Raw genomic sequence first — 11925 nt, 5'->3', positions numbered from 1 at the left:
TCACTTCCCGCCCGGCAGCACCAGCGTGGCCAGCACGTCGCTGATGGGCTTCGGTTTGCCGTAGAGCCAGCCCTGGGCATAATGAATGCCCATGTTCGAGAGCATGTCCGCCATCGGCTGCGTCTCGACCGATTCGGCCACCGTCTCGATCCCCAGCATCCCGCCGATGCGCTGCACGCTCTCCACGATCGCCCGGTGAAGCGGGCTGTCCAGCATGCTCCGCACGAACATGCCGTCGATCTTCACGTAATCGACCGGCAGGCTCTCCAGGTACCCGTAGGACGCGTGCCCGCTGCCGAAATCATCGATCGCGAAGCGGCAGCCCATCGCCCCGAGCTCCTGCATCATCCAGAGCACCTCCTGCAGGTTCGCGAACGCCGCCGTCTCCGTGATCTCGAAGCAAATCTTCGTCGCCGGCACCTTGTACTTGCCGAGCTGCTCCACGAGGAAATCGAGCAGCCCCTCGCGCAGGAGCGAGAGCGCCGAGAGGTTGATCGCGCACGTGTGCAGGTTCTTCAGGTGCTCCTTCGGCAGCGCCCCGAGCGTCGCCAGCGTCCTCTGCACGACGTACCGGTCGATCTCGTCCATCATGCGGCTGTCCTCGGCCGCCTGGATGATCCCGACCGGCGACTCGAGCTGGCCCTCGTCGCCGACCACGCGCACGAGGACCTCGAAATGCAGGCCCCGCCGCTTCGTCGGCGGCAGCGCGTGGATCTCCTGCGCGAAGAGGCGCAAGCGGCCGTCCGCGAGGTGCCGCTGGATGCTCGCGACCCACTGCATGGCGCGCCGGCTCCGCGCCATGTCCTGGTCGTCGTTCATGTAGATCTGCAGGCGCCCGCGACCGCTGTCCTTCGCCAGCCGGCAAGCCTGATCCGCAGCGCCGAGCACCTCGGCCGCGCGGTGGAACTCGGCGCCGAACGGCACGAGGCCCATGCTCGCCTCGACCGGGAACGTCTTCTTCTGCCAGCCGAAGCGGAACTCGTGCAGCGTCCGCTGGAGCTTGCGCACGACCTGCTCGGCTTCGAGCGTGTCGCGGCCATGGAGCAGCACGACGAACTCGTCGCCGCCGATCCGGCCCGCCGCGTCCTGCGGCCCCATGATCTCGTGCAGGCGCGTCGCCACCCACTGGAGCAGGTCGTCGCCCGCGTCGTGGCCGCACGTCGTGTTGACCAGCCGGAACCGGTCGAGGTCGAAGTACACGATCGCGTGCCGCACCCCGCGCTCCCGGCTCTGCGCGAGCGCGTGCTCGATGCGCTCCGCGAAGGCGTGCCGGTTCAAGAGGCCCGTCAGCGCGTCGTAGCGCGCTTGCCGCGCGATCTGGAGCGAGAGGAGCTGCTCGACGTTCGCGTCGCGGAACACCACGAGTTTGCCCGCGCGCTCGGGCGTGCTCTCGGCCGTGCCAGCGATGCCCGTGGCGTGGCGAATCGCCACGATCTGCCCGTCTTTCCGCTCCAGGAGGGCCGTGTGCCCGTGCAGGCCCGCAGGGAGCTGGCCGCTCGTCGGGCCCTCGGAGGGGAACGGCGTGGGGGGCGAGACGGGCCTCACGCGGAAGACCTCGTCGATCGGCGCGCCGCGCTTGTCTTCGAAGCTCTCGCCCGTCAGTCGCTCCGCGGTCGCGTTCATGCGCACGATGCGGCCCTCGGCGTCGGCTTCCAGGATCGCCACGCCGAGCTCCGACAGGCTCGCGTCGAGCCCGAAGAGCGGCGCCTTCGGCAGCCACGAGCGGGTGCGCCACTCGCGCGTGTCGCGGCGCTCCTCCTCGTCGTCCTCTTCGAGGTCTGCCTCGATCTCCTCGGGCAGATCGTTTTTCGTATCTGAGCTCGTCACGTTGGCCAATACTACCTATAGCGAAAGCCTAGCGTCTCGTCGCCCGCAAATTCCGAGCGTGGCCGGCCGCCCGGGGCCGACGTCATTGCTTCACTTCGAACTCGACCTTGGTCACCTTGAACTCGGGCGCGCGTAGCTCCTTGGATCGCGTGGAGCCCGTGGGCATGCGGCAGAAGACGCGTTGCTTTCCTGCCTCCACCACCACGTCGATGGGCGTCACACCGTAGTACACGCCATTGACGGTGACCTTGCAGGCGCCTCCCTTGGCGCGGATCAGGAGTCGCCCGTGGCCCTTCGGGATCGGCTTCCAGGTCCAGCCCGCGGGGCGCGATGTTTGGGTGGCGCTCGGCGCAGGGATCGCCTCGTCCGCGAGGATTTCGATCGGTGTTTCGTCCGGGACTGCCGCTGCCATCTCGTCCGGCGTGAGCGCCGTCCCCGCCGCCGTGGCCACGCCCATCGAATCGGACGATGTCGTCTCGGGCGGAGTCGTCGCGGCGTCGGGATCGGGCGAGCGGCGCGACGCGATGAGGACGATCGCGAGCAGGAGTCCCACGCCGATCACGCCGATCACCGCCGCCTGCACCTGCCGGGTTCGTCGGGACGCACGCGGGTCGAGCGGGTCCGGGGCCTCGCGCTCCGGCGTGGAGACACCCGGCGGCGCCGGGAAGGGCGTGGCCGCGGGCGGCTGCGGGGACGGGGCGCCGAGCGGCGCGGCCGAGGCGTCCGCGGGCGGAAACGTCGGGACGGAGACGGGCGGCGCGGTGGGGCCCCCCGGCACGAGCGGCGGAGGTGCATCCGGACCCACCGTGGACACGGGCGGCGTGAGGGGCGGCGCGACCGCGGGCGGCGTCGTCGTGGGGCCGAAGGCTTGCGGCGCCGACAAACCTCGCGAGGAAGGCGGCGCGGGAGGCACGAACGGCGGCGCCAACATGCCCGGCGAGGACGACGGCGCCGCAGGCACACCGCCCATCGGCGGCGCGACGGGCAGCGGCGTCGCGACCGCGCTGAGGCTCGGGAGCGAGCCACGCGGGGCGTCCGCCGGGCTCGGGGCCACGGGCGCTGCCGGCATGCCGCGGCCGCTCGCGACCGACTGGAACGCCTCCGCGAGCTCGCGCATCGACTGGAACCGATCGTCCGGGTTCCGCGCGAGCGCCCGCTGGAAGAACGCGTCGATCGCGGGCGGCAGCTCCGGCACGAGCGTCGTCGCCGGCGGCACGCGCGCGGAGAAGACCTGCACCATCACCTCGGCGAGCGTGTCGCCGGGGAAGGGGATCTTGCCCGTGAGCGCGCGGTAGAGCACGACGCCGACGGACCAGAGATCGCTGCGCACGTCGGTCTTCTTCGAGCTGCGGAGCTGCTCGGGGCTCATGTAATGCGGAGAGCCCATGAGCTCGCTCGTCTTCGTCGCCTCGCCGAGGGACATGTCCGTCTCCTTGGCGATGCCGAAATCGAGGATCTTCACGACCTCGACCTCGTCGTCGTCGTCCCGTGCGAGGAAGACGTTGCCGGGCTTGAGATCGCGGTGGACGACGCCGGCCTCGTGCGCCTTGCGCAGGCCCCGGCTCATCTGCTGCACGATCGGCGCGAGCGCTTCGAGCGAGAGCCGGCCCCGCGCGAGGATGCGCTCCTCCAGGCTCTCGCCGCGCAGGAGCTCCATCACGAGGTAGGGCGTCTCGTCCTCGATGCCGTAGTCCTGGACTGCGACGACGTTCGGGTGGCGGAGGTGCGCCGCCGAGCGGGCCTCACGCTCGAAGCGCGCGCGCGCGGCCTGGGATGCGGCCGACTCGTTCGAGATGAACTTGATCGCGACGTCGGTCTGGAGCGTGACGTGCCGCCCGACCCACACCGAGCCCATGCCCCCGGACGCGAGCGGCCGCTCCATGCGGTATCGACCCGCGATCACGGTCCCCGGCGCAAGCAACATCGAACGTTCCGGCCCTCCTCGACGCGGTGGCCCCGGAGCCTATCACAGGAGGTGGGTGATCACGCCGTAGATCGATCCGATGAGCAGGCCCATGTACCCGAGCATCGTGATCCCGAACCCCGGCCCACGTTTCTCCGCGGCCTGGTAGTAGCCCCACGCGAAGAGGATGCGGCCGAGGATCCAGACGGCGCCGAGCCCCGCGGCGAGCTTCGCGCTCGTGAACAAGGCGCAGAGCCACAGGGCCGCGAAGAACGGAGTGATCTGTTCGACCGTGTTCTGCTGCACCCGCAGGACGCGCTCGAAATCGGGGTTCCCGGAGGTCTGGGGCGCCGGAACGTTGAATTTCTTGCGGGCGCGGCCGACGTTGAGCATGAACACGAAATACGCCACGAGCGCGGCGATCGTCGTCAATGCGGGCAGGGCGAGATCTTTGGACATGAGACGTACAGGCTCCCCGGCGCTCGTTCGGCCGGAGGCCCGTTCTACCGCGGCGCGGGCCCCGGGGGGAAGCCCCACGCGGCCCGCGCGGCGTGTATCGTGATCACTGGCTGAAGGCGGCCTCGATCTTCTCCCAAACGGCCGGCGCGACGCCGACCTCGAGGTGCCCGAACGCGACGCCTTCTTGCTTCGATCGTGACGCCTTCGCGTCCGCCGGCCAGCCCTGCGTGAGCTGATCCCGCGCGGCGATGCTGACGTCGAAGAGCACGCCGTCGCCCTTCGGATCGCAGGTCGGGCACTCCATCCCGTCGATCTCGAAGATCGTGCCGGGCGCGCCGGGCTTCTGGCCGTGCACCACGTAGAGGGATTCGAGGTCGGGGCTCAGGCCGTGGCCCTTCAATCGCTCGATGAAGTTGCCGCCCATTTCCATGACGGCCGCGATGCCGATGCCGTCCATGAGCGTGTACGTCGCGTATCCGAACGAGTAGTCCTCGGCGTGCTCCGTGTCGTACGAGACGTGCTTCGCCTTGCAGGGCGAGGTTTGCGGATCGTAGGAGGCGGCGCGGCAGGTGATGTGCGCGTCGTCGTCGTCGACCCATCCGCCGGTTCCAGGAAGCCCGGCCGGGTTGTAGCCGAGCTTGTAGATGCTCACCCAGTCGCGCCACTTCGTTTCGTCCGTGTCGAGCTCGGACCAATCGTACGAGGCCGGATCGTCCTGCCGGTTTGGCAGGGGATAAAACGAGCGCAGGTCGTAGGCCGTCTGGAGCTGCCCGAGGTAGGCGGAGACGTGCGTCCCGGACTCGTCGATCGAGCCCCACATCGCGTGGTTGTATTGATCGAAATCGAACGTCCCCGCATCCGCGCCGTCCCCCACGTTGAGCGCCTCCAGGCTCGCCTGGGAGACCGGCTTGCCCTCCGCGTCGAGGCCCGTGATGTTCGAGGTGTAGATACGGTTGAAGAAATCGGGCCACGTCGCGCCGCGGTTCTCGCAGGCCGAGTAGGCGTACGGGTTCGGGAAGATCGAGTTCGGCCCGGAGGCATACCCGAACGTCACGCATTGTACCGCGCTCATCCAGCCCCAGGTCACCGGGCCCTGCCCGATCGGCGCCGCGTCGGGCGTGCTGTAGATGATGAGGTTGTTGAACGGGTGCCGGAAGTTCAGGTCAATGCCGAGGTGCGGACCCGAGAGCGCCACGTACGTGCGCACGTCCTTCCGGAAGGCGGGCACGTTCTTCGCGGAGTCCGCGGCGACGCGCTCGAAATGCTTTGATCCCCAATCCTTCCAGCTCGAAACGTTCGAGAGGTAGACGTCCGCCGCGAGGACGCCCTTGCTCCAGGCCACGACGTCGACCTTGGGCTGGCCCACGAGCGCGGAGACCCGGCGGATCACGTTCGCCAGGTTCGTCGCCTGGTTGAAGTTGTCGCCGTGGAACGTGCCGAACGTCAGCGCGTACGTGCAATGCCCGCGCTCCTCCAGCCATTGCACGAAGCCCGTCTTCTGCGCCGTGTCCGGGTACGCGTTGCCCGCGCCGTCGTCGCCCCCGGGCAGCAGCCAGACGTTGCCGTTTTGCATCGCGCCGTGCACGAGCACGACGGGCGTCTTCGTCTTGTCGCACGAGAGCGACGCCGTCTTCGGGCCGTGGTGCAAGAGGACGAACCGCGCCTCGGGGCGCATCGGCCCCTTCTTGCCGCAGGCCGGCGCGCCCGATTTGCCCGCCTCGCCGGCACACGCGTCCTTGTAATGGATGTTGAAGCCGTCGACGAGCTGCTGGTTGAGCGCGCCGAAATACGTCTTCAGCTTGTACGTGTCGTCCTCGAACGTGTCCTCCCAGCGGAGCTTCTGCGTGCGGACGTTGTAGCCCTCCGTGCGGTAGCGCTGGAGGCCCTCGACGAGCTCGATCTTGCCCCAGGACCAGGACGGCGGCTTGATCTCGCCGACGACGCGGTAATCGTCGACGTATTCGCCGGCCGCGGGTGGATCGAAATAGGCGTCGTACGCCGGATCGAACGCGTCCGCGGGCGGATAAGGCACGCTGCCGCCGTGCCCGCCCTCGCCGCCTTGCCCGCCCGCGCCGCCCGGCCCATTTCCGCCCGAGGCTCCCTGGCCCCCCTGGCCGCCCGTCGCCTCGGGATCCGGGGTCGACCCGCAGGCCGCCGCCAGAAGCAAAAAAAGCACGCCCACGGAAACCTCACGCAAAGCCATGGCAAACCTCCGGAAATCGTAGCGAGCGTAGGCGCGCGGCGGCAGGAAGGCAAGCATCGTCTGCGGCGGTGCAACAAGCGCCGCAGACGAGAGATCAAGGTTACGGTGGGGAAGAAGGGCGGAGATTGCTGCGGCGCAGCAAGTGGCCGGGCGAGGTGCGCAGCGGCTTTACTTGGCCTTGGCCTTGTCGAGGGGGATACGCACGAGGCCGGGGATGCCGCCCTTGTTGTACGTGTTGTGGGCCGAGTTCGTCACGTAGAGGTGGCGGCCCTTCTTCGTCTCGCCAATCGCCATGGCCGAGGGCTCGTAAAGCGCGGTCTCGGCGAGGACCTGCATCCCGCCGGTGAACTCGACGCGCATGATCTTGTCGGTGCGCCGGACCGCGAGCATCAGGCTGAGGCTCACCGGATCCTCGAGGATGCTCTCGGCGCCGCCGAGCGTCCCGCAGTCCGGGCCCGCGACCATGGTCTCGGAGATCTCGCTGTTCTGGCCGTCGAACGTGCCCTGGAAGATGTACGCGCGGTCGGCGTTCGTCGCGAAGAACGTGTTGCCGGAGAACACCGTGCTCGTAACGCCGTACGAAAGGAACTCGCCATACGCGCAGGCGGACGTCTGGTCACCCGAGAGGAGCTGTGAGACGCCCGGATCATCCGTGATCCCACTCGGCGAGACGACGTAGATCCGCGCGGCGTTCGGGACGGAGACGAACGCGTTTCCCGAGGAATGGAACGCGATATGCCGCGGAAAACTCATCGAAGGGTGCGAGCTCCAGAGCGTGGCCGTGCCGCCGCCCGGGGGGAACTTGTAGATGCCCGGCATGAACATCCCCGGGTTTTCGCTCTTCACCGCGACGTACAGGTTCTTCTGCGCGTCGAGGGCGGCGCCCTGCGGGAACGCGATCCCGATCGGCCCCGGAATCTCGCCGTAATCGGTCACGGCGCCGGTCTCGAGGTCGACCTTCACGACCTTGGGGGCCACGGAGTAAACCACGTACGCCGTGGTCCCGTCGATCGCGAGGCCCTCCGGCAGCTCGCCGAGCGCGGGGTTGAACTTCGCGACCTCTTCGGGCTCCGCGGGGTAGACGATCGGGGCGTCGCCGCCTTCGCCGCCTTCACCACCTTGGCCGCCCGCGCCGCCCGCCGCGCCGGAGCCGCCGTCGCCGCCGTCACCGCCCGCGCCGCTCGGGTTGTTGTTCGAGCCGTCCGAGCAAGCCACGGCGAGCGAGGCGAGCGCGACGCCGAGGCACGAGAGAAGCACGCGCCCGAACGGGCGCTCGATCGATTGCCGATCGTCCTTCGATTTCATGAAAAGAACCTCCAACCGGGGGAGGCTACCAGCCGGCCTGGTCGGGCCGCAAGCCGACTGTCGCGCGAGCGGATCAGGCGAGCTCGAGCTTGCCGTGATCGTCGCAATGCCCGCCGTGCGGGTGATGCAGGTGCCCGCCGACGAGGTAATCGACGTGATCCCCGTGCGGGACGCCCTCGTGCCCGCACGCAGGGCCGTGCGCGTGGCCCTGCGCGTGCCCGCCGCAGGCGTGCGAGGGCGTGCATTCGTCGCGGTTCGCCTGGTCCACCGAAATGACGTGCTCGTCCGTGTGATCGCCGTGCGCGTAGTGCAGGTGCCCGTCGTGCAGGTAATCGGTGTGCCCCTGGTGCCGGATCGCCGTATGCCCGCAGCCTTCGCCGTGCTGGTGGTCGTGGCTGCCGTGCGTGGGGTGGTCGTGCATCGCTCTCCTCCTCCCCACTGCTTGGCGCTGGTGAGCGGATGACGGTACCCCGGGTCCGCCGGGGCCCCATCGCGGGAAACACCGGCGCTCGGCCGTCCTCGGCCATTGCCGCGCGGCGCCATGTTGCGGTGGCCCGATCGGTCGCGCACAGTTCGGCCCCCTCGTGCCCGGCGTCGTCGCGCTCCGCCTCTACTACCTCGCGAGCTTCGCGGTGATCGGCGTGTATTTGCCGTTTTTCCCGCCCTGGCTCGCGGCGCGTGGCATCGAGGGCCTTTCGTTCGGCCTGCTCACGGCCACGTTCCCGGCGATGAGCGTGATCGGCCCGCCGGTGTTCGGGCTCGTGGCCGACGCGCTCGGCCTGCGTGGTCACCTCCTGCGCGTCGCGTGCGCCGGGGCGTTCGTCGGGTTTGCCGGGGTCGCGGCGCTCGCGGGCGGCGGGGGCGCGAGCTTCGCCGCGTTGCTCGTGCCGGTCGTCGTCTTCGGGTTTTTCCGCTCCCCCATGGCCATGCTGGCCGACGTCGTGGCCCTCGAAGCGGCCCGCGAGGGGCACGTGCCTTACGGCGCGACGCGCCTCTTCGGCTCGATGGGGTTTCTCGTCGCCGCTGTCCTCGCCGGCGGGCTCGAGCCGACCTCCGCCGTGCAAATCCCGCTCGCCATCGCCGCGCTCCTCCTCGTCACGCTCGGCGTCACCTTCGCGCTCCCTTCCCGCGTGCCCGTCCCTGCGAGGCCCTCGGCCGCGCAGATCCGCGCGCTGCTCGCGAGCGCCGACGTGCGCCTCTTCCTCGCCTCCGCGTTCTTCGCCCAGGCCGCCTTCGCCTGTTACGACCAGTGCTTCTCGCTCCACCTGCTCGCGCGGGGCGCCTCGCCGCGTGTCCTCGGCGCGACCTGGGCCGTCGGCGTGTTCGCCGAGGTCCTGCTCATGGCCAACGCCGGCGCCCTCGCGTCCCGCGTCCGCGCGCCCGTGCTGCTCGCCGTCGCGTACGGCGTCGCTGCGCTCCGCTGGACCCTCATCGGGTTCGTCCCGGGCTTCCTGCCGCTCGTCGCGCTCCAGCCGCTCCACGGGATCGCCTTCGGGCTCGCGTGGATCTCAGCTCTCGCTTACGTGAAAGATCGTGCGCCGAAGCACCTGCTCGGAACGGCGCAGGGCGTGTTCGTGGCCACGGTCTCGGCGGGCTCCGTCACCGGCATGCTCGGCTGGATCCACGTCTATCGTCGCGGGGGCGGGGCCCTCGCGTTCGGGGGCGCCGCGCTCGTGTCCGCGATCGCCTGCGGCATCGCGATCGCCTTCGCGCGCCGCACGCGTGCAGGGCAGAACGAGGCCGCTGCCTGACCCCGTCGAGGCGCCGCCCGACGCCAAACTTTTTTCGCTCGGCGCCGCGGCTCGGGTTACACCTCGGCAGCGGCGCGCGTGCCGCTCTCCGAAGCGAGGCATCCGATGTGCGGGATCGTGGGTTACGTCGGGACGCGGCATGCGGCTCCCATCATCGTCGACGGGTTGCGGAAGCTCGAGTACCGGGGGTACGACTCGGCCGGCGTCGCCATCCATGACGGCCAGTCCATCGAGATCGTGCGGACGCTGGGCAAGCTCGCGCGGCTCGGGGATGCGCTGGAGAAGCGGCCCCTCGCGGGCTCGACGGGCATCGGGCACACGCGCTGGGCGACCCATGGCCGCCCGAGCGAGGCGAACGCGCACCCGCACTCGGCCGGCCCGGTCGCTGTCGTGCACAACGGCATCATCGAGAACCACGTGGCCGTGCGGCAGGAGCTCGAGGTCGACGGGGTCAAGTTCCTCTCGGACACGGACACGGAGATCGTCGCGCACCTGATCCACCGGGAGCTGTCGCGCGGGAAAAAGCCGCTCTTTTCCGCGGTGCAGGCGGCGCTCCGGCACGTGGTGGGCGCCTACGCGATCGCGGTGGTGTCGCGCGAGGAGCCGGACGTGGTGGTCGTGGCGCGGCATGGATCGCCGCTCGTCGTGGGCCTCGGCGAGGGCGAGATGCTTTGCGGGAGCGACATCCCGGCGCTGCTCGCGCACACGCGCTCGATGATCTTCCTGGAGGACGGGGACGTGGCGGAGCTGCGCGCCTCGGGGGTGCGTTGCGAGACGGTCAGCGGCGAGGTCGTGACCCGGAAGGCGAAGCACATCGACTGGAGCCCGGTGCAGGCCGAGCGCGGCGGCTACAAGCATTTCATGCGCAAAGAGATCCACGAGCAGCCGGAGGTCGTGGAGGCGACGCTGCGCGGCCGGATCGACCTCGCCGAGGGCGACGTGTACGCCGCCGAGATGGGCGTGACGCCGGAGGTGGCGCAATCGATCCGGCGTGTGTACTTCGTGGCTTGCGGGACGAGCCACCACGCGGCGATCGCCGGTCGTTACTGGATGGAGCAGCTCGCGAAGGTGCCCTCGGTCGTGGAGCTCGCGAGCGAGGTGCGCTACCGCGAGCCGCTGTTCTACCCGGACGATCTCGTGATCGCGGTGAGCCAGTCGGGCGAGACGGCCGATACGCTGGCGGCGGTGAAGGCGGCGAAGGCGGGCGGCGCGCGGATCCTCGCGGTGGCGAACGTGCTCGACAGCGCGATCCCGCGGATGGCCGACGGCGCGCTCTACACGCACGCGGGCCCCGAGATCGGCGTGGCCTCGACGAAATGCTTCACGACGCAGCTCGCGGCGCTCCTCTTGCTCGCGGTGTACATGGGCCGGCGACGCAGCACGCTGCCGCAGGAGCGCGCGCAGAAGGTCCTGCAGGCGTTGTGGGAGATCCCGAGCCACCAGCGCGAGGTCCTCGGCGACGCCGATTACGTGCACGCCATCGCGAAGAAGCTCGTGCACGCGAAGGACGTGCTCTTCCTCGGCCGCGGGCTCGGCTTCCCGATCGCGCTCGAAGGGGCGCTCAAGCTGAAAGAGATCTCCTACGCGCACGCCGAGGGCTACGCGGCCGGCGAGATGAAGCACGGCCCGATCGCGCTGATCGACGAGCAACTCCCGGTCGTCGCGGTCTGCCCGCGCGACGCGCAATACGAGAAGATGCACTCGAACCTGCAGGAGGTCCGGGCCCGCGAGGGTCAGGTCATCGCCATTGCCACGAAGGGCGACGAGGCGATGCTGGAGCTCGCGCAGCACATCGTGTGGATCCCGAAAGCGCCGGACGAGGTGATGCCCCTCCTCACGGTGCTGCCGCTCCAGCTCATTGCGTATTTCGTGGCGAACCTGAAAGGCAACGACGTCGACCAGCCGCGCAACCTCGCGAAGACGGTCACCGTCGAATGAGCACGAGGGGGCACCTCCGTCGTGAGGTGCCCCTGGCCGGCCTCAGGCCGCCTTCTCCCCTTTCGCACCGCCGCTGAGCCCCTCTTCCTTGAGGGCGGCGCTCACCGCCTGCACGATGTTCGCCATCGAGGGGAACGCCTCGTCTTCGAGGTCCTCGACGATCTGGCGAAGCGAGACGGGCTGCCCCTTGCGATACTCGATCTCCTGGTTGCCCGCCCGCGCGAGCAGGTCCTGCTTCGTCACGGGGAACGCCAGGCCGGAGAGCGCCTGCGTGATCGCGCCGATGCCGAACGCCGTCCCCTCGGGCGGCCCCGGCTTGTCGTAGGCCTGTCCGCGGACCTCCTTTCGATCGCGCAGGTCTCGCTGGTGCTGCACCTCCTTGCCGCCGAGGTGCCCTGCCTCCTGGACGGTCATCGTGCCCTTGCTCTCGTCCTTGTTTTTTTCGGCCATCGTCTGCCTCCTCGCGTGGCGTGCGGCCAGCCGGGTGCGCCGCGGCTCGGCCTCGCCGCATTCGTTGGGCGCGGCAGGACCTGCGTCCA

Annotated in this window: 9 protein-coding genes; 2 read left to right on the top strand and 7 right to left on the bottom strand. The window is 69.7% G+C overall.

Annotated features, from left to right (window positions below):
- The 6 genes from QHF89_RS21505 to QHF89_RS21480 form a co-directional block, all read right to left on the bottom strand.
- On the bottom strand, positions 1-1827 hold the full coding sequence (locus QHF89_RS21505) for a putative bifunctional diguanylate cyclase/phosphodiesterase (RefSeq protein WP_284720766.1): 1827 nt from the start codon (positions 1825-1827) through the stop codon (positions 1-3).
- 82 nt (positions 1828-1909) lie between these two features.
- Complete coding sequence (locus QHF89_RS21500; RefSeq protein ID WP_136969873.1) at positions 1910-3751, bottom strand: serine/threonine-protein kinase; 1842 nt, start codon at positions 3749-3751, stop codon at positions 1910-1912.
- A gap of 42 nt (positions 3752-3793) precedes the next feature.
- The gene (locus QHF89_RS21495; protein ID WP_136969874.1) at positions 3794-4189 is read right to left on the bottom strand and encodes an MAPEG family protein; all 396 of its coding nucleotides are present in this window, start codon (positions 4187-4189) and stop codon (positions 3794-3796) included.
- A 103-nt stretch (positions 4190-4292) separates the two neighbouring features.
- Complete coding sequence (locus tag QHF89_RS21490) at positions 4293-6392, bottom strand: esterase/lipase family protein (protein ID WP_136969875.1); 2100 nt, start codon at positions 6390-6392, stop codon at positions 4293-4295.
- 168 nt (positions 6393-6560) lie between these two features.
- The gene (locus QHF89_RS21485) at positions 6561-7697 is read right to left on the bottom strand and encodes an NHL repeat-containing protein (RefSeq protein WP_136969876.1); all 1137 of its coding nucleotides are present in this window, start codon (positions 7695-7697) and stop codon (positions 6561-6563) included.
- Positions 7698-7770: 73 nt separating this feature from the next.
- Positions 7771-8118 (bottom strand): hypothetical protein, encoded by a 348-nt coding sequence (locus QHF89_RS21480; protein WP_136969877.1) that lies wholly within the window; start codon positions 8116-8118, stop codon positions 7771-7773.
- Positions 8119-8281: 163 nt separating this feature from the next.
- On the opposite strand from QHF89_RS21480, the gene QHF89_RS21475 reads away from it, so the two are divergent.
- The gene (locus QHF89_RS21475; RefSeq protein WP_284720765.1) at positions 8282-9448 is read left to right on the top strand and encodes an MFS transporter; all 1167 of its coding nucleotides are present in this window, start codon (positions 8282-8284) and stop codon (positions 9446-9448) included.
- A gap of 105 nt (positions 9449-9553) precedes the next feature.
- Positions 9554-11386 (top strand): glutamine--fructose-6-phosphate transaminase (isomerizing), encoded by a 1833-nt coding sequence (gene glmS, locus QHF89_RS21470; RefSeq protein WP_136969879.1) that lies wholly within the window; start codon positions 9554-9556, stop codon positions 11384-11386.
- A gap of 42 nt (positions 11387-11428) precedes the next feature.
- Here glmS and QHF89_RS21465 read toward each other — a convergent pair whose 3' ends face one another.
- Positions 11429-11836 carry a DUF2795 domain-containing protein gene (locus QHF89_RS21465; RefSeq protein WP_136969880.1) on the bottom strand — a complete coding sequence of 136 codons (408 nt, stop codon included), beginning with the start codon at positions 11834-11836 and terminating at the stop codon, positions 11429-11431.
- Positions 11837-11925 lie beyond the last annotated feature (89 nt).

The sequence above is a fragment of the Polyangium sorediatum genome (assembly GCF_029946465.1).
Taxonomy (GTDB): Bacteria; Myxococcota_A; Polyangia; order Polyangiales; family Polyangiaceae; genus Polyangium; species Polyangium fumosum.
The sequence above is the reverse complement of the archived record's forward strand: the minus strand, read 5'-3'. Positions and strand labels throughout refer to the sequence as shown.